General features: G+C 58.6%; 21 protein-coding genes. 17 read left to right on the plus strand and 4 right to left on the minus strand.

Translation table 11 applies throughout. The features are described 5' to 3' along the window. The first annotated feature begins 375 nt into the window (after positions 1-375). From RQH62_RS21840 to RQH62_RS21855, 4 genes are all read left to right on the plus strand, one after another. On the plus strand, positions 376-1,224 hold the full coding sequence (locus RQH62_RS21840) for a DUF3182 family protein (protein WP_311270762.1): 849 nt from the start codon (positions 376-378) through the stop codon (positions 1,222-1,224). Next, positions 1,221-2,018 carry an alpha/beta fold hydrolase gene (locus tag RQH62_RS21845; protein ID WP_311270763.1) on the plus strand — a complete coding sequence of 266 codons (798 nt, stop codon included), beginning with the start codon at positions 1,221-1,223 and terminating at the stop codon, positions 2,016-2,018. Before RQH62_RS21840 ends, RQH62_RS21845 begins: the two co-directional genes overlap by 4 nt. 336 nt (positions 2,019-2,354) lie before the next feature. After that, positions 2,355-2,903, plus strand: a complete 549-nt coding sequence (locus tag RQH62_RS21850; protein ID WP_311270764.1) for a type 1 glutamine amidotransferase domain-containing protein — start codon at positions 2,355-2,357, stop codon at positions 2,901-2,903. A gap of 261 nt (positions 2,904-3,164) precedes the next feature. Next, complete coding sequence (locus RQH62_RS21855; protein ID WP_311270797.1) at positions 3,165-3,662, plus strand: nucleoside deaminase; 498 nt, start codon at positions 3,165-3,167, stop codon at positions 3,660-3,662. A gap of 69 nt (positions 3,663-3,731) precedes the next feature. Here the strand turns inward: RQH62_RS21855 and RQH62_RS21860 are convergent, their stop codons facing one another. Continuing rightward, positions 3,732-3,914 carry a hypothetical protein gene (locus tag RQH62_RS21860; RefSeq protein ID WP_311270798.1) on the minus strand — a complete coding sequence of 61 codons (183 nt, stop codon included), beginning with the start codon at positions 3,912-3,914 and terminating at the stop codon, positions 3,732-3,734. Positions 3,915-4,246: 332 nt separating this feature from the next. Here RQH62_RS21860 and RQH62_RS21865 point away from each other — a divergent pair, with 332 nt between their 5' ends. The 11 genes from RQH62_RS21865 to RQH62_RS21915 all read left to right on the plus strand — a co-directional run bounded on the left by RQH62_RS21865 (position 4,247) and on the right by RQH62_RS21915 (position 11,904). Further along, on the plus strand, positions 4,247-5,353 hold the full coding sequence (locus tag RQH62_RS21865) for a glycosyltransferase (protein WP_311270765.1): 1,107 nt from the start codon (positions 4,247-4,249) through the stop codon (positions 5,351-5,353). Next, positions 5,350-6,270, plus strand: a complete 921-nt coding sequence (locus tag RQH62_RS21870; RefSeq protein WP_311270766.1) for a glycosyltransferase — start codon at positions 5,350-5,352, stop codon at positions 6,268-6,270. The genes RQH62_RS21865 and RQH62_RS21870 overlap by 4 nt, the downstream gene beginning before the upstream one ends. Beyond that, complete coding sequence (locus tag RQH62_RS21875) at positions 6,267-7,316, plus strand: glycosyltransferase (protein WP_311270767.1); 1,050 nt, start codon at positions 6,267-6,269, stop codon at positions 7,314-7,316. Before RQH62_RS21870 ends, RQH62_RS21875 begins: the two co-directional genes overlap by 4 nt. After that, complete coding sequence (locus RQH62_RS21880; protein WP_311270768.1) at positions 7,313-8,416, plus strand: acyl-CoA dehydrogenase family protein; 1,104 nt, start codon at positions 7,313-7,315, stop codon at positions 8,414-8,416. The genes RQH62_RS21875 and RQH62_RS21880 overlap by 4 nt, the downstream gene beginning before the upstream one ends. Continuing rightward, positions 8,416-9,081: a PIG-L family deacetylase gene (locus RQH62_RS21885; protein WP_311270769.1), complete on the plus strand. Its 666-nt coding sequence runs from the start codon at positions 8,416-8,418 to the stop codon at positions 9,079-9,081. Before RQH62_RS21880 ends, RQH62_RS21885 begins: the two co-directional genes overlap by 1 nt. After that, positions 9,078-9,659: an SAM-dependent methyltransferase gene (locus RQH62_RS21890; protein ID WP_311270770.1), complete on the plus strand. Its 582-nt coding sequence runs from the start codon at positions 9,078-9,080 to the stop codon at positions 9,657-9,659. Before RQH62_RS21885 ends, RQH62_RS21890 begins: the two co-directional genes overlap by 4 nt. Further along, complete coding sequence (locus RQH62_RS21895) at positions 9,659-10,567, plus strand: glycosyltransferase (protein ID WP_311270771.1); 909 nt, start codon at positions 9,659-9,661, stop codon at positions 10,565-10,567. Before RQH62_RS21890 ends, RQH62_RS21895 begins: the two co-directional genes overlap by 1 nt. 298 nt (positions 10,568-10,865) lie before the next feature. After that, the gene (locus RQH62_RS21900) at positions 10,866-11,069 is read left to right on the plus strand and encodes a hypothetical protein (protein ID WP_311270772.1); all 204 of its coding nucleotides are present in this window, start codon (positions 10,866-10,868) and stop codon (positions 11,067-11,069) included. A gap of 85 nt (positions 11,070-11,154) precedes the next feature. Beyond that, entirely contained in the window at positions 11,155-11,412 is a 258-nt protein-coding gene (locus RQH62_RS21905; RefSeq protein ID WP_184273494.1) for a hypothetical protein, read from the plus strand. A 7-nt stretch (positions 11,413-11,419) separates the two neighbouring features. After that, complete coding sequence (locus RQH62_RS21910; protein ID WP_311270773.1) at positions 11,420-11,614, plus strand: DUF2256 domain-containing protein; 195 nt, start codon at positions 11,420-11,422, stop codon at positions 11,612-11,614. Then, the gene (locus RQH62_RS21915) at positions 11,611-11,904 is read left to right on the plus strand and encodes a DUF3253 domain-containing protein (protein ID WP_311270774.1); all 294 of its coding nucleotides are present in this window, start codon (positions 11,611-11,613) and stop codon (positions 11,902-11,904) included. Before RQH62_RS21910 ends, RQH62_RS21915 begins: the two co-directional genes overlap by 4 nt. A 7-nt stretch (positions 11,905-11,911) precedes the next feature. On the opposite strand, the gene RQH62_RS21920 is transcribed toward RQH62_RS21915, so the two are convergent. Both RQH62_RS21920 and RQH62_RS21925 read right to left on the minus strand, forming a co-directional pair. Further along, positions 11,912-13,060, minus strand: coding sequence for a PHB depolymerase family esterase (locus tag RQH62_RS21920; protein WP_311270775.1), 1,149 nt, complete (start codon positions 13,058-13,060; stop codon positions 11,912-11,914). Between the two features lie 597 nt (positions 13,061-13,657). After that, positions 13,658-13,990: a polyhydroxyalkanoic acid system family protein gene (locus tag RQH62_RS21925; protein WP_311270776.1), complete on the minus strand. Its 333-nt coding sequence runs from the start codon at positions 13,988-13,990 to the stop codon at positions 13,658-13,660. A 413-nt stretch (positions 13,991-14,403) separates the two neighbouring features. Here RQH62_RS21925 and RQH62_RS21930 point away from each other — a divergent pair, with 413 nt between their 5' ends. Together RQH62_RS21930 and RQH62_RS21935 are read left to right on the plus strand one after the other, a co-directional pair. Further along, entirely contained in the window at positions 14,404-14,649 is a 246-nt protein-coding gene (locus RQH62_RS21930; protein ID WP_311270777.1) for a hypothetical protein, read from the plus strand. A gap of 422 nt (positions 14,650-15,071) precedes the next feature. After that, positions 15,072-15,623, plus strand: coding sequence for an opacity protein (locus RQH62_RS21935; RefSeq protein ID WP_311270799.1), 552 nt, complete (start codon positions 15,072-15,074; stop codon positions 15,621-15,623). A gap of 56 nt (positions 15,624-15,679) precedes the next feature. Here the strand turns inward: RQH62_RS21935 and RQH62_RS21940 are convergent, their stop codons facing one another. Continuing rightward, positions 15,680-15,883: a hypothetical protein gene (locus RQH62_RS21940; protein ID WP_311270778.1), complete on the minus strand. Its 204-nt coding sequence runs from the start codon at positions 15,881-15,883 to the stop codon at positions 15,680-15,682. Positions 15,884-15,928: the final 45 nt, after the last annotated feature.

Raw genomic sequence — 15,928 nt, forward strand, 5'->3', positions numbered from 1 at the left:
ACAATGGCACCGCTCAGCGACAATCCCATCATCATGCTGTCGGCAGTGCCGGGCACATGATCGGCTCAGACTGACGCCGGAAATAGCGTGGATCGACCCCAGCTACACCACCTCGTGGGACACGATCCATTTTGTGAAGATTCATCCCACCCAATCCAGTGCCCTGAACAATGAACATGACAAGGCCTCACGGAGCGAGCTTGCCCGCAGGATTGCCCGGCTCGGCGAGGCAAGATTTGTCGATCATAACATGTCAGGTGACCAACAGCTTTCAAGCGGCCATCCGGACACACTCTTCATTCCGACCGGCACGATCGATCTCTCGACGGCAAGAAAACTGGGCATTGAGACGAGAGCCAGATCTACGGTGGCGTCGTGCCGTTTCCCTTTGTCGGGAGCAAGGTCATCACGCATCCGGCCTTCGGGGACGACCCTGCAATTCCCGCCGGATGGCACCCTGAACTGGGCTCGGCTCTTGCTCCTCACGTTCTTGCGGGCTGGTCGGCCTTCACTCTCGATGCGGTCCGCGCCGCCGCTCTTGATATGCTCGGGCGTACGGCGATCCGCCTGAAGGAGGTCGAGGCCACTGCCGGACTAGGCCAGTTCGTCGCAACGTCGACAAAGGAACTGGACGAAGCGATCGCCCAGCTCGACGGGCCTGCCATTTCGAAGCATGGCGTAGTGATCGAGGAGAATCTCGATGACGTTGTCACCTACAGCGTCGGCACGACGCGCCTTTTTGGCGAGGCAATTTCCTATTGGGGCACGCAGCGGCTCACCACTAATAATAGTGGCGCGACTGTCTATGGCGGCTCCACCCTTCATGTCGTCAGGGGCGGTCTGGAGCGGCTTGCGAGCCTGGGTCTGGCTGACGAACTGCAGCAGGGGATCGATAAAGCGATCGGCTATGACGCTATCGTCTCACGATTCTATCCGGATTTGCTGGCGTCTCGCCGCAATTACGATGTCGCCGCCGGCGTCAATTCCTACGGGGAACGTCGCATCGGCGTGCTCGAGCAGAGTTGGCGCGCCGGCGGCGCGAGCGGCGCGGAGATCGCGGCGTTCGAAGCCCTGGCGCGTGATCCCGGCCGCTTGGCTGTGACATGCATGACGATGGAGATTTATGGCGAGGTCGATGCTGCGCCTGACGGCAGCATTATCTATTATAGCGGTGTCGACCCCGTGGCAGGACCGATGACAAAATATGCGATGGAGCTGGAATGACAGGCAGTCAGCTATCCTTTGACGTCGAGGGCGAGAGCCTGGAGGCAACCTTGTTGTCGCCCGACAAGCTGGTCCCTGGCATTCTCTTCATTCATGGATGGGGCGGTTCGCGCGAACAGGACATGGTGAGAGCCGAAGAGATCGCCCAATTGGGCTGCATCTGCTTCACCTTCGACCTGCGAGGCCATGCCAGACATGCCGAAGAGCGCAATGTCGTGACCCGGTCGCACGGTCTTGCAGATGTGACGGCGGCCTATGATTATCTCGTCAGGCAAGAGCAGGTCGATCCGTCGGCGATTGCGGTCGTTGGCACCAGCTATGGTGGCTATCTCGCGGCATTGCTGACTGCGGCTCGCCCGGTCAACTGGTTGGCACTTCGTGTTCCTGCGCTCTATCCTGATGAACATTGGGACGTGCCCAAGGCGAAGCTCGATCGCGATCTCATCAATGCCTATCGGGCGCGCTTTCGAACGGGCCGGGAAGACAAGGCTCTGGCCGCTTGCGAGCGCTTTGCCGGCGATGTTCTGATCGTTGAATCGGAACATGACGATTATGTGCCGCATGCGACCATCAGCTCCTACATGTCCGCGTTCCACAACAGCAATTCGCTGAGCTACCGTATTCTAAAAGGCGCTGATCATTCGCTGCGGGATGAAGGTGGGAGACGCGCCTACAATCAGTTGCTGCTCACCTGGATAGAAGAGATGGTCCGGGGCGGCCGCCGCCCGTCATCCTCGGACGCCCAGGCAGAGGCTCAACTGCCCTCGCAGGCGAGAAAGCTCGCACAAGGCTAATCCTGTCCAAGCGAATGCATTTTTGTAGCGATGCGTCGTTGTGAGGTGGCCCGTTATTCCTGTTCGTGCGTTGATGCCGTGTACCAATGTCGATCTGTTTGTTCAGTTCTGCACCTCTGGGCGTAGACTGGCGCCTTTTTCCACCCCTGACAATAGGGACGTGCGCTCCCGGCATTCACACCGAACGACCTGAGCCGTTGTTGATGTGAGTTAAGCGACCGTCCATCCGTCCCATCTTCCAACCGTCCATCGCCATCTGAAGGAACCGCTGCGGCCCGTCCTTCTTGAAACAGGAGGCGCTCGTTCGGAGCCATCGCTTTAGGAAAGGAAAATAGCATGACACTCAAGGGCAAGAATATCGCCATCCTCATTGCGCCGCGGGGGACCGAGGAGCCCGAATTTGTCCAGCCTAAGCAGGCGGTCGAACAAGCCGGAGGGACGATCACCGTCATTGGTCTCGAGGCAGGTGAGGCAATGACCAACGACAGTGATCTCGACCCAGGCGGCAGCTATAAGGTCGACAGGATGGTGGCCGACGTGAGCGTCGACGACTTTGACTGCCTTATCATTCCTGGGGGAACGGTGGGCGCGGACAAGTTGCGTGCCGACGATGATGCCGTAGCGTTCGTTGGCGCTTTCTTGGAGCAGAAGAAGCCCGTGGGCGCGATCTGCCATGGGCCATGGCTTCTGGTAGAAGCTGGCGTAGTCGCGGATCGCAAGCTTACCTCCTATCCAACGTTACAGACAGACATCGAAAACGCTGGTGGCAATTGGATCGATCAGGAAGTGGTCGTAGACGAAGGTCTCGTCACCAGCCGCAATCCCGACGATCTGCCTGCCTTCTGTACGAAATTAGTCGAGGAATTCGCCGAGGGACGCCACTAACAGAGGTGAATGCGTCAGTCGAAAGCGCAATATAGAGATAGCCGGTTGCTTACACGTGCCATCCATCAGCCAAGGAGCCAGTCGCCGAAGTGTCAATTGGCTGTCGCGATTGCCGCAATCTGCGTTGGGCTGACTGACCTGAAGGATGTCCCGTTGGGCCAGCTATTCCGGCGACGACCGCAAATTTTCATGATCACGGCGCGCGCGCAGATTGGCGTTCCGTCATCTGACCGTTGATCAGAATATAGGAAGAATGATGTGATTTCGTCGAAAAATGAGGATGAGGCATGGATGCGGAAGGCGATCGAGATCGCACGATCGAAAGGAAGTGATCCCGCAACCTCGCCACTGGGAAGCGTTATCGTCCTCAATGGCAAGATGATCGCCCGCGAGCGTAATCAGACCGAGGAGTTGCCGGATGCCACCGCACATGCTGAGATGATGGCCATCAGGCGCGGTTGCGAGGAAATGGGGGAGATGGAACTTCGCGGAGCAACGCTATATTCGACGCTACAGCCATGTGGGATGTGCACTATGGCGTCGATCTGGTCGAAGGTCGGCAGGGTTGTTTACGGTGCAGGACGGGACGATGTTCACGCGATGTACTTCGAGGCGAAGCATGTCGATACGCTCGCATTTATTGCTGATGCCTATCGCGACGATATCATGATTGAAGGTGGATGCCTGCGCGAGGAATGTGCTCGACTTTATTACCCGCCCGATGCTGCCCTGTCGGAGGAAGAGCAGGCCAACCTATAAGCAGGGCATAGAAGATAGAATTGGAAACGCCGCCCGGTTTCGGGCGGCGTCGCAAACCTGGATGTGGGTTTATTCCTTGGCGCCGGTCCCGGGCTCTGTCGTCTTGGGGGCGTTACCGTCTTCGATACGACCTTCGTTGCGAAGATCGCGACCTTCCTGCGCCTTTTTCTTGGCTTCAGCAGTGTCGCCATGTTCGTTAAGTTCTTCCTTTACGAAACCGGCTGCTTCTTTGGCCTTGCCTTCGATGCTCATCATGCTCTCCTTCAGATGGGTCGCACAGAAACCGATGGCCGAGCCCGATGTTCCACATTCTCCAAAATTAAACGAAATGCCATATGGACTGGCCTCTACATATTCTCATTAATGCAGGTAACTTCTCTAACAGGCTACATGAATAATATGAATTTCTTCAATTTTAACTTAGATCAACAAACCGGATTTTTTGCGATATTTTTTGATAAATATTGATCTGCATTATAACGAATATTAGTTTCGTCGTTTAGCGCGTTGGAAATAACCTGAGATGTGCGCGTTACCTTCTACATCGATCGCGACCCGTGCGCATCGCCGACGGGAGACGTGGAATGCACATCGCCATTATATCTCACTTAAAATTTCCAATCTGCGAGCCTTTCGCGGGAGGGCTGGAAATGCACACGCACATGCTGGCGCGTTCGCTGCGTGAACGGGGGCATGAGGTCACGCTCTTCGCATCGACCCGGTCCGATCCGTCGCTTGGACTGGAGCCGATCTGCGATGAGACGTCTTTGCTCGAAACCGGCATCGCTGAAGCAAACGACGTCTCCTTCTTTCGCGAACATCATGCCTATCTCGGGTTAATGACTGAATTGCGGTCGCGATCATTTGATATCATCCACAACAACTCGCTGCATTATCTGCCAGTCAGTATGGCTGAGACGCTGACCACGCCAGTCGTGACCACGCTACATACCCCGCCCTTTTGCTGGCTGGAAAGTGGTGTTCGGCTCAATCGCGGATCCATGACTTATGTTGCCGTCTCGGATGCGACAGCGGCGATGTGGCGCCATGTGACACAGGCTGATCATGTTATTTCAAACGGTATCAACCTGGCCGATTTCCCCTATCAGGCAGTCGCGGATGAGACGCCCTATCTCGTCTGGTATGGCAGAATTGTGCCGGAAAAAGGCCTCGACTTCGCGATTGATGCAGCGCGCCTTGCTTCCCTGCCGCTGCGCATCGCCGGTCCGATTTCGGATCAGGCTTATTTCAACGAGGCGATAGCCCCTCGTCTTGGTGCCAATGTCGAATATGTCGGGCACCTTACCCACCGCAAGCTTGCCCATCTCGTGGGTGGAGCGATCGCCGCGCTTTGCACACCACGCTGGGAGGAGCCTTATGGTCTTGTAGTAGCAGAAGCATTGGCGTGCGGGACGCCGGTCGCCGCGTTCCGCCGTGGTGGTGTGCCGGCATTGCTAAGCCCGGACTGCGGCGTTCTTGCCGAGCCGGATGATGTCGCTTCGCTCGCATCGGCAGCACTGGCCGCTTCTATATTAAGTCGAGGCGCCTGCCGCGCTTATGCCGAACAATTTTGCGATGCGCAGCGCATGGTTGATGAATATGAGGCACTATATCACCAGCTCGCCTTGGCTCCCGACATCATAGCTCATGAACCTGACGCCGCCCACCCACTCGCCGCCAGTGCAGCATGATGCCGCCAGTCTGCGTGTGTGTGCCCGCGCGCAATGAGGCAGAGCATATCGGCAACCTGATAAAATCTCTTGCGAGGCAATCGGTCCAGACTTTCGCACTTGCTGTCTGCATAAACAACAGCCGCGATGCGACCTACGCAAAGATAATTGACGCCGCTGCCCATTGCAACGCGTCCTTCGATCTCCAGATTATTCAACGCGAGTTTGAGCCGGCTCTTGCCCATGTGGGATCGGCGCGGCGCGCCGCAATGGACTTGGGCGCCGATAGAATAGGATCCGGGGGGCTCCTGATTTCGACGGATGCTGATTGTCGTCCGCCATCAGATTGGGTCGAAGCCAATCTGGCACACAGCGCGCCGGATCGGATTATTGGCGGACGTATCGAACTGGACGATCTGGAAGCAGCTGAAGCACCCGCGATTTTCGCATTGCGCAGCCGGTTCGATGCTTACTGGCAGGCTGTCCGCGCGATTGAGGATGCGATTGATCCGGTCCCATGGGATAGACCTCCCCGTCATGGTGATCATACTGGAGCCAGCCTCGCGCTGTCTGTCGACCTCTATCGCCGCGCAGGTGGTGTACCGCTTGTCCCCACTGGCGAGGATCGTGCCTTGGTGGAAGCGGCCGTTCGGGCGGGCGGAAAGCTCGTCCACCCCAACGCCGTGTGGACCCGGGCATCCTCCAGAACAGCGGGACGCGCTGATGGCGGCATGGCAGCCGATTTGCGGAGATGGTTAGATTGCATCAGAGCCGGGGACGTGCCTAGTGTTCCTGCCCTCTCCCATTGGGAAGAGCGCGCTAAGTGGCGTCTTCGTGCAAGACATGAATTGAGCGTGACGGCATTTCTCAAGGCAGAACGCGCGCTACCGGCGATGCCGTGTGACATGCTGCTTCCGGTCCTGGCGACGGTGTCGTGAGCCGTCCGGTCGGCTATTATGTCCATCATCATGGCGACGGTCATCGTCAGCGCGCGATCGCGATTGCCCGTGCGCTGGGAAACGTCACGCTCATGGGGACAGGCCTTGCCGGCAAGACCGAAAACTTGCCCTTTCTAGATCTTCCTGACGATCGTCTCGATGATGATTTCACCGGCATGGACCATGCGGAACGCCCTTCATCTCTTCACTATGCGCCGCTCGATCATGAAGGTATCCGCAAGCGTACCGCAATAATGGCAGGCTGGATCGCACAGGCTCGGCCGCGCCTGATTGTGGTCGATGTCTCGGCTGAGGTGGCGATGCTGGCCCGGCTCGCATCAGTGCCAACGGTCTACGTCCGATTAAACGGCCGTCGGCTAGATGCTGCCCACCTCGACGCATTCCGCGGCGCAACCGCCCTGCTCGCTCCCTTCCATGAAGTGCTGGACGAAGAGGACATCCCGGCATGGGTGCGCGAAAAAACCTTCTATGCGCCAGGCATAGTCCAAACGGCGAATGCCGATATCAGCAACAGCGATGGCACGACACTCGTCGTTATGGGGCGAGGCGGCAGCGCGGCAAATGGAGAGAAGTGGGCGGCCGCAGCGCGGACCACGCCCGAGCGACAGTGGCGCATCATTGGCCCCTGCACGGTGCCTGCTGAAATGCCGATCAATTTGGAACTACGAGGTTGGGTCGATGACGCCACCGCGCAGATCGCCGGGGCACAGGTGGTCATCGGCGCCGCCGGAGACGGTGTCGTCAGCGCCGTGCTGGCTGCTCGCCGGCCCTTCATCTGTTTGCCCGAACCACGCCCTTTCAACGAGCAGGCATCTAAGGCCAGCCGGCTTGCTGCGGTAGGCGGCGCGATTGTGCGTTATGACTGGCCACATCCCGAGGAATGGTCCGGCCTGATCGATCATGCGCTCGCACAGGCCGAACGCTGGCCCGCCTGCCTTGATGGTAACTGCGGACCTGAAAGAGTGGCCTCCTGGCTGGACAGCCTCGACGCCGCTACATTGACAGAGGGGAGCCGCATCGCGTGACGCCCGATATTCAAGAGCAAGTTAATGGCGATGTCGATATCGTCGAGCGACTTACGACGCTCGGCGCGCGTTACGACGCGGCACCCAATTTCCCCGCCGAAAGCATGTCTGCGCTGATCGAGAGCGGACATCATCGCAGGTTCGCGCCCGAAGCCTGTGGCGGTGACGCTTTCGAAGACCAGACGGCACGTGCCCTGGCTATGTCCAAAGCTTTGCGACAGGTGGGCCGCGGCGATCTCAGCATCGGCCGGCTCTATGAAGGCCATGTCAACGCCATGTCGCTGGTCGACTGGTACGGTAAGCCCGATCAGCATGACTGGCTGGCGCACGTTCTCGATAGGGGTGCATGGTTCGGGGTATGGGCTACCGAACCCTCTCCAGGCGTCCGACTGACAGAAGAAAACCCTCCCTCGCTGCTTGGCGAAAAGATGTTCGCAAGCGGTGCCGGCGGTCTCGACTATGCGCTGGTCACTGCTGCCAGCAAAGGCCATGCGCGGCGCCTGGTCATCGTCCCTGCCAATGAGGAGACGCGGACCGACCTGTCCAGGTGGCGTGTGCGGGGCATGCGGGCGAGCGTTAGCGGGCGCTACTGGCTGGACGGGCTGACCATCGAACCGCTCATGCTGCTGGGCGAACCAGGAGATTATGACCGCGATCCCCGCTTTACAGCCGGCGCATGGCGCTTTTGCGCAGCGCAGCTTGGCGGCATTGAGGCCCTTGTCACGGAAATCCGCCGAGCCATGCCCGATAGCGCGCGCGAAGATCCACTTCAGCGTGCGCGGTTCGCCGATGCTGTCGTAGCCGCCCGAACCGCCGGCTTGTGGGTAGAGGAAGCGGCGCAGCTTTTTGCCTCAGGACATGAGGATGCCATCGCGGTCGCTCGGCTGACGCGCGGGATCGTTGAGAATGCCGGGTTCGCGGTTATGGAAGCGGCTGCGCGGATCCTTGGAACACGCAGCGCTTTCGATGGAGAACGCGCCGACAAGATCATCCGCGACCTTTCCCTCTATCTGCGCCAGGCTGGCCCCGATCATGCCCGTGATGAGGCCGCCAAGGCGCTTCTGGACCACGACGTCTGGAGTGAAAGCGATCGCCTGTGATGATGAGCGAGCCCTTGACGCAGAGCCGTTGGGCGCAGGCGCGCTGGCTTATAATAGCTCCCCATCCTGACGACGAGACGCTGGGTGCGGGCGCCCTGATCGCGCATTGCGCCGCCAACTGCCAGCTTGGTGGCATCGTCTTTCTAACGGACGGGACCGGATCGCACCCCGAGGGTACGCCCCGGGTCGCTATGACCCGGCGAAAGGAAGCCCGCCATGCGATTGGCAGGATAAGCGCTGCAGCAACGCCGATAATCTGGCTGGCTTGGCGCGATGCCAACCCCTACCCTCCCCATAGCAGAATATTCGCGCGGGACACCGATCGGCTCGCTGCCTGGATCCGCTGGCATCGCATCGATGCTATTGCCGTATCTGATCATAGCGAGGCCCATTGCGACCACGTCGCGGCCTACGGACTGGCCGAGGCCGCTTCGCGACGGGCGCGACGTTCTGTAGCCTTGTTCGCCTATCATGTCTGGAGTGAAACGCCGCGCCGCGCCCGTCGCATCGTTACGCCCGCCATGCCTGTCGGACAGCGCCGCCACGCTCTTCTGGCCCATAGAAGCCAGACGTCGCCGCTTATTGGCGACGGTTTCCGTCTGCCTCGCAAAAAGCTGCATATGCCCGCCCAAGACATACTGACATTGAGAAGGGATGGCCGATGACCGGCACGAGCCTGAAGGCTGAATATTTCGACGATATATTCGCGTCAGACGAGGATCCCTGGGATCTGGCGTCGAGCGAGTATGAGGCCGCCAAATTCGCGCATACCCATGATGTGCTGGCAGATCGCCGATATCAGCAAGCGCTCGAAGTCGGCTGTGCGCATGGCGTTCTGACCGGTTGGCTCGCGCCCATGTGCAACAGCCTGCTGGCCATCGACATTAGCACCAAGGCGTTAGCAAAGGCGCGGGAACGGGTTGGCGACCGTCCTGGCGTGACGCTTGCTCAAATGGCGTTTCCGCAAGAAACGCCCAACGTCGAGGCATTCGACCTCGTGGTCCTTTCCGAAGTCGCCTATTATTGGGGCCTTGTCGACCTGGATCGTGCAAGCGAATGGCTGCGCGACCATCTCACCTCTGGTGGCCGAATTATCCTCGTCCATTATACAGGCGAGACCGACTATCCCCATAGCGGCGATGATGCGGTAGACATGCTCTGGTCCGAGATGGGTCCGGATTTCGACATCGAACTGACCGAGCGGCAGGATAAATACCGCCTTGATCTGTGGAAGCGTCGCTGATGGGTATCTCTGTCCTCACTATCGTCCGCAATCGCGACCTACATCTTGCTCAGCTTGTGGAAGGGCTTCGACGCAGCGAACGGCAACCCGACGAGCTAATCATCGTCGATATGAGCGATGAGCCGGTCCCGATACCATCGGCCGGTTTTCCGATTCGGATTGATCGGTTCGAAACCGATGGCCTGCCCCTCGCGGCGGCGCGCAATCGCGCAGCGTCGTTGGCGAAGCACGATCAGCTGATATTCCTTGATGTCGATTGCATCCCGTTACGAAATTGCATCGGCCTTTTGTCTGACACTCTCTTGAAGCATGAAGCCATTCTATGCGCCGATATCCGCTATCTTGGTCCGCATGATGCGCATGGATCATGGGAGGAGGCTGACTTGCTTGCGCGTGGACGTGCGCATCCGGTGCGCTCATTTCCCGCGCGCGGGGTGCGAGAGGAAATGAATGCCGGGCTCTTCTGGTCACTCGCCTTCGCTTTGCGAAGATCGACATTCGAGACCCTGGGGGGATTTGACGAAGGTTTCTCAGGTTACGGCGCCGAAGACACGGATTTTGGTTTCAGGGCTGCGGCCGCAGGACACAAGCTGCTGTTCGTCGGTGGGGCGATCGCCTGTCACCAATATCACATCACCTATGAGCCACCCGTGCAGCATGTCGCCGATATCGTGCGCAATGCGCGGCACTTTCATGCACGCTGGGGTCGATGGCCGATGGAAGGGTGGCTTGCCGATTTCGAACGACTTGGACTTGTACGCTGGCAGGGTTACGCTCTCGATCTCTTGCGCCTACCGACAGCCCGCGAAATGGCTGCATCACGTGTTGAGCCGGCAACGTGGGACTTGGTGAGCGATGATGCTTCAGTCGAACCAGCGTTTGTCCCGGATCGGGCATATGACGGTTAGATGCCCAGGATGATTTCATCGGTGACACGAGAGCGAACAGATTACCATCAGATCGACGCCGGCATATGAGCCAGATTCGATTTCAGACCGTGAATGTAATTCGAGCCCAATATGCGTTCCGCTTGCGAGCGAAAACGGGTGGGGGTGATGCGGGAGAGAGCTACATAATCTGGTTTGCCTCGCTTGTCGGCTTCGATAGTGCAGCGATCGATCGGCGAAGTCCATGATATGGAGCGAACGAAACGGCGGAACCTCGAGCGATGTCGCGCGCTCCCCCAATCTCAACAGGGGAAATGATATGATCACGGAAATCATCGGAGCGGTTATAGGGTCCAAGCTGGACCAGCAGGACGGCGATAGCGGCGCAAAGGGGGCAATCATTGGTTACTTCACGCCTCGCATTGTCGGCGCGGTGGTAAAGGTAGGTCTGCTAGCCGCCATAGGGTACGGCGTCGTGAAAGCGGTAGGGAGCTTTACATCAGAAAATGACCCAAACTACTGACACCCCGGTGACAGTGCTGCGTCGAGCCAATCGGAGAAATTGCGCGTTTCCGATGCACAGAATCTGAAATTTTTGAGTGATAGTCATGGAACAGGGTTATGCGCATGGTCGTCGCGATGGTCTGCGGTTGGCACTGTCGATCCTGGCAGCAGAAGAAGAGAAATGGGCAGCGCTGCTGGGCGAGAGCCGATCATGGCGGACCAATGTCACGCGCGAAGTGCGGCATAAGACATTGCAAGTTGCGCAACAGCGGCTGCGTACGGCGCTCAACCGCCTGACGCCCAAATCCGACCAGACCATCGATCCCGAGATAGCCTCTGCACTCGAAGAAATTGGGCTCTGATCCTGTCATGCCCCACCACAAGCTTAAGCTGCCTTCGAAAATCTGCCTTGGTTGCGGGCGTCCATTCATCTGGCGCAAGAAATGGGAGCGGGATTGGGAGGAGGTCAAATTTTGTTCGGAGCGCTGCCGCAGACAAGGCGGCGCGGGCAAGTCTGGAGGTGACCGCCTCAAATCCGGCGCCTATCCTGATCTGACCCCATGATCCCGGACATTGCCCCTGAGCGCATAGAGGATGCGCGCAGCGCCGCTTTACAGCTGCTCGACCGCCGCACGGACCAGGCGACAATCTGTCCAAGCGAGGTCGCAAGGATGGTTGCCGGTAAAGCGGGCGCTGATCCGAAAGGGCCGTCGTGGCGTGCGGTGATGCCGGTCGTCCACGCCGCAATCGATCAGTTGGTGGCCGAAAGGTTGGTCGAACTGAGTTGGAAGAGAAAGGTCATGGGATCACGCTATGGTCCCTATCGAATCGGCCGAGTGCAACCCGGGAGGTGAGACCCTCTCACCGCATGAGGCCGGCGGCGCGGAGCGCATCGTGGATGACTTTTTCTACCCCTGCCTTCCCTGATAAGGACGGGTGTGAAGGTTCGGAGGGCAACGGTTCCAACCGGCTTACCGTCGATACCGGCAAAGTCGGTGTCCCTTCCTGGGTTTTTCCAACCGATTGCGCGACGGTGCGCTTCTTCCCCGTGCCTAGCAAACCCCAGGACGATGCGATCCGACGAGTGGATGAGATACCCGCTTCGAGCATATGCGGCATCACCGTGCCGCAAGCATCCTGGCCGGTCGTGGCCAGTGGCGTGCCGTGGCCCATATTGGCAATGCGATAATCCTCGATGAGCGGGCATCCGGCTGCATCGTTCCAGGCACGCCGACGATGGCCAGCTATCTGTTCCGAAACGTCCGGCGCGTGTTCGAGTTTATGGATTGACAGCCATTGAGCAAGAATCGCATCCGCATTGGTGCTGCTGACCGTCGCGTCGGCGTTTCCATGCCATATCGAAATGCGTGGCCAGGGGCCATCATGGTCCGACGCACGCCGGACGCGGTCACCCAGATCCTTTGCGCTAAAGGCTCCCGCCCCCCGCATCGCTTCAAGCGCTTGCGGGATGTCGGACGCCGATCCGTGCGGCAGGCCGGCGATAATCGCCCCGCCTGCGAACAATTCCGGGTAGCTGGCAAGCATGACAGAGGTCATCGCGCCCCCTGCGGAAAGACCGGTCACGAATATGCGAGACGGGTCGGCACCATGTATATTCACCATCGTCATGATCATCTGGCGAATGGACAGCGCCTCGCCCCGATCGCGGCCATTGTCGGCAGGAGAGAACCAGTTGAAACAAAGATTGGGGTTGTTTGCGCGCTGCTGCTCTGGAAACAGGAGCAGGAAACCATGTTCATCCGCTAATTGTGACCAGCCCGAGCCGCGATCATAGCCTGCTGCGTTTTGCGTACAGCCATGCAGTATGACAACCAGCGCCGGTTTCTCTGCAATCTGCTCGGGAACATAGATATTAGCGCTTAACGCACCCGGGTTAGTCCCAAAAGCATCAAGGCCCACCAGGCGACTTGAACCACCGGTAATAGTTTGGGTCGGGTGGCTGGCTCGCATCGCTGCCAGTCGGGCGATTGTGGCGGATAATCTGGGCACGCGATAATCTCCTATCCTGCAACGACAGCCGTCAGTCGCTGTAACGATCTGCTTATGCTGCATTGCACAATATGGGACGGTCGGACCGGCTTGCAAGGCGGCAAGGTTTATTATCGCAAGTGCGAAGGCGAGTTTGCGGATTTTCCGTTGAACGACGCTCCAAGCTGTTGGTCATGACGGCATGCTATGCGGCGAGATGCAGCGGAACACCAACAGACGTTAGGATGACTACAGCGCCGCTATCCATCGGATTGATGCGCCGGTTGTCAGCATTGCATGCTCGAGGGGCAACCGCGCCGTGACCCATGCGTTTGAGCTATGCAAGGAGAGAATATATGACACATCGGCCTTCCGTGCCTGCGGGCAGCACGGCACCCTATCCCGCACACCCGGCACCGCATGCTGAGAAATTACAGTCAGACGCGCCATCGACCGAGCCAAGTGGGAATGAGCGGACTGACAAGATCACTGCTCCAACAAAGATCCTAAGTGCCGCGGTCGGGATCGGATCGGCCGCCATTGTTGCGGCGCTGCTTTATGCGCGGCAACGAAAGGCCTGACAGATGAAAGTGGGCCTTGGCCTGCGCCACCGCGCTTTCAAACTTTTTGACCGGATTTCCCGTCGAGTAGCAGTCGTTCGCCCTGCTGTTGAACAATGGCTTTGATCGGACCTGACATGAGGCTGAGCATCGCGGGCAATAGCAGTGTCACACGAAGGCGAGTATCCTCGGCGTCCGCAGTGCATGGCACTTCCACGCCCATGGTTGCAACGATCAACGACATTTGATCCTGGCTCGGCCAGTGATGAGTGACGGTGGCTGCGCCGCCTGGAATGTGCGAGGCCAATTTTCCTGCCCTGCTTGTCATGCGCCGCTTGGCCTCGTCACGGCCAAGGCTATGGGGAATGTCGATTATGATGGGTGTAGCCATTTTAGCAGGACTCACCGTAGCCTGTATCGTTCCGTCACACGCACCTTCGACCTGTTTCCGCCCGTGGCGTCATAGCCAATGCTATCCATACCATCCAGAATCGGCTGTCTTCGACGCGTTCAGCGAAGCTTCGCGTGGGAAGCGCCACGAACCTTGATCACATCGATCTGAATTCTGTCAGCTTCTGTCATCGTGCAAACGTGCGCCTGCACCGATCATGACCCACAGGCCGGCAGGACTATTTGGGGAACTTTCGATTTGCCTGTAAGTCTTTACCTTGGGGATGACAGGACGATATGATGCTGAACGCCCTTGCTCACTCTCCTGAACGTCGCTGCAGCACGCGCGAGCCTGCGAACGTTCCATGTATAGTCAATTGGTCGGGACTATATGAATTCGCCACGATCAGAAACATGTCGATCTATGGAGCGCAGTTGGAAGGGTTCGAGTTTCCGCCAACCGGGACAGCTGTAACGATCGTTGTCGATCATGTGGAAATCTGCGCGTCGATCATCTGGGCGGATGGCGAGAAATGCGGCGTGCTGCTGGAGCATGATGTCGATCCCGCAGCCTTCATTCGCACGCACTCGATCCGGCCTCTAGGCGATGCGGCACCCAAAGTCGGTACCGTCGTTCACATGGATCTACTTTCCAATTAGCGCAAACAAGGTCGCCCTGCGCCTTGGTGAACGGCTGAAAGCCGCGCGGGGCACCGGCACTACGTATTCGTGATGAGAATGTTCCTATCCAGGGTCGGTCGGAGGGTGGACGAAGGCCGACGAGGTCGCAGTCCTTCGTAACGGTACTTCGTCCACGGGTTTACATGCACCGCGGTTATGAAGACTTCGTTACGTCATGCAGCTCTTACAACAAGGCCCACCTCCGGCGAACCGGAGATGGGAAGATGTAAAGACTGCAAGGGGGGGCCGCTTGCACCATCAATACGAGGGTTCGCGCCCTTGGTTCCAATCGGTGTGCCGTTGCATATATGCAACTGTTTTATTTTAATGACTTTTCTGGGAAACCCCAGCGCGATCCGAACGGTTCTGCGCCCCACCTAATCGTAAAAAACAGGGGTTGTATGAAGAAGTTTCTCGCCGCCGCTGCCGTCCTGGCTGCCCTTCCTGCCATCGCTTCTGCTCAGGAAACCGCACCTGACGGCACTGACGCCTTTGGCGTCGAGCCCTATGTTGGCGTACTTGGCGGCTACCATACCTTCGATCGCCGCTCCGAATTCGGTGCCATTCCCGGTGAAACCATCATGAACGGCGCTTTGATCAGCGGCATTGCTGGCGTCAACGTGCCGCTCGGCCCGGTGTTTGTCGGCGTGGAAGGCAATGCCACCAAGGGCTTTAGCGACATCGACTGGGAGTATGGCGTCAAGGGGCGTTTTGGTGCCCGTGCTGGCGAAAGCGGCCTGATCTATGCGTCGGCTGGCTATCAGTGGGTGAATGGCAAGGGTGGCTGGCCCGACCGCAAGGACTGGATGTATGGTGCGGGCGTGGAAGTCGGACCCAAGGAAATCGGCCTGGGCGGTATTACCGGCAACAGCGGCGTGCGCCTGCGCGTGCAGGTCGACACCTATGACTGGGACAGCTTCCGTCCCATGGCCGGCGTGATCTTCCATTTCTAAGTTTACGACAAACGGATTGACCCGTCAGCGACTTGTCGCTGACGGGTCAATTGTGACTACCGAAGCCCGCCTTCCCGTTCCCGCTTTTCCGCGGCCTTCTGTTCAGCATCTTCCAGCTGGTCAGCTTCCTTGTTTTCCTGCTCGGCATCAACATCGACGTCGGCATCCTCGTCGGTACCATCGGTTCCAGGCAGGTCGTCCATCGATGTGCCCTTCATGTCAGCCTGGTCATTCTCGCCTGGGATTTGTTCGGGGTGCATGGCGCTCTCCTGTCTGCGGCGAACTCAGCCAATCGGCGGAAAGCG

Origin of the sequence: Sphingobium sp. WCS2017Hpa-17 (assembly GCF_031843765.1) — a bacterium.
Taxonomy (GTDB): domain Bacteria; phylum Pseudomonadota; class Alphaproteobacteria; order Sphingomonadales; family Sphingomonadaceae; genus Sphingobium.

Excerpts from the sequence above, each read along its gene's own strand:
- RQH62_RS21845 (WP_311270763.1), top strand. The coding sequence starts at position 1,221 with ATGACAGGCAGTCAGCTATCCTTTGACGTCGAGGGCGAGAGCCTGGAG.
- RQH62_RS21850 (WP_311270764.1), top strand. The coding sequence starts at position 2,355 with ATGACACTCAAGGGCAAGAATATCGCCATCCTCATTGCGCCGCGGGGG.
- RQH62_RS21860 (WP_311270798.1), bottom strand. The coding sequence starts at position 3,914 with ATGAGCATCGAAGGCAAGGCCAAAGAAGCAGCCGGTTTCGTAAAGGAA.
- RQH62_RS21865 (WP_311270765.1), top strand. The coding sequence starts at position 4,247 with ATGCACATCGCCATTATATCTCACTTAAAATTTCCAATCTGCGAGCCT.
- RQH62_RS21870 (WP_311270766.1), top strand. The coding sequence starts at position 5,350 with ATGATGCCGCCAGTCTGCGTGTGTGTGCCCGCGCGCAATGAGGCAGAG.
- RQH62_RS21885 (WP_311270769.1), top strand. The coding sequence starts at position 8,416 with ATGATGAGCGAGCCCTTGACGCAGAGCCGTTGGGCGCAGGCGCGCTGG.
- RQH62_RS21890 (WP_311270770.1), top strand. The coding sequence starts at position 9,078 with ATGACCGGCACGAGCCTGAAGGCTGAATATTTCGACGATATATTCGCG.
- RQH62_RS21895 (WP_311270771.1), top strand. The coding sequence starts at position 9,659 with ATGGGTATCTCTGTCCTCACTATCGTCCGCAATCGCGACCTACATCTT.
- RQH62_RS21900 (WP_311270772.1), top strand. The coding sequence starts at position 10,866 with ATGATCACGGAAATCATCGGAGCGGTTATAGGGTCCAAGCTGGACCAG.
- RQH62_RS21905 (WP_184273494.1), top strand. The coding sequence starts at position 11,155 with ATGGAACAGGGTTATGCGCATGGTCGTCGCGATGGTCTGCGGTTGGCA.
- RQH62_RS21910 (WP_311270773.1), top strand. The coding sequence starts at position 11,420 with ATGCCCCACCACAAGCTTAAGCTGCCTTCGAAAATCTGCCTTGGTTGC.
- RQH62_RS21915 (WP_311270774.1), top strand. The coding sequence starts at position 11,611 with ATGATCCCGGACATTGCCCCTGAGCGCATAGAGGATGCGCGCAGCGCC.
- RQH62_RS21925 (WP_311270776.1), bottom strand. The coding sequence starts at position 13,990 with ATGGCTACACCCATCATAATCGACATTCCCCATAGCCTTGGCCGTGAC.
- RQH62_RS21930 (WP_311270777.1), top strand. The coding sequence starts at position 14,404 with ATGTCGATCTATGGAGCGCAGTTGGAAGGGTTCGAGTTTCCGCCAACC.
- RQH62_RS21935 (WP_311270799.1), top strand. The coding sequence starts at position 15,072 with ATGAAGAAGTTTCTCGCCGCCGCTGCCGTCCTGGCTGCCCTTCCTGCC.
- RQH62_RS21940 (WP_311270778.1), bottom strand. The coding sequence starts at position 15,883 with ATGCACCCCGAACAAATCCCAGGCGAGAATGACCAGGCTGACATGAAG.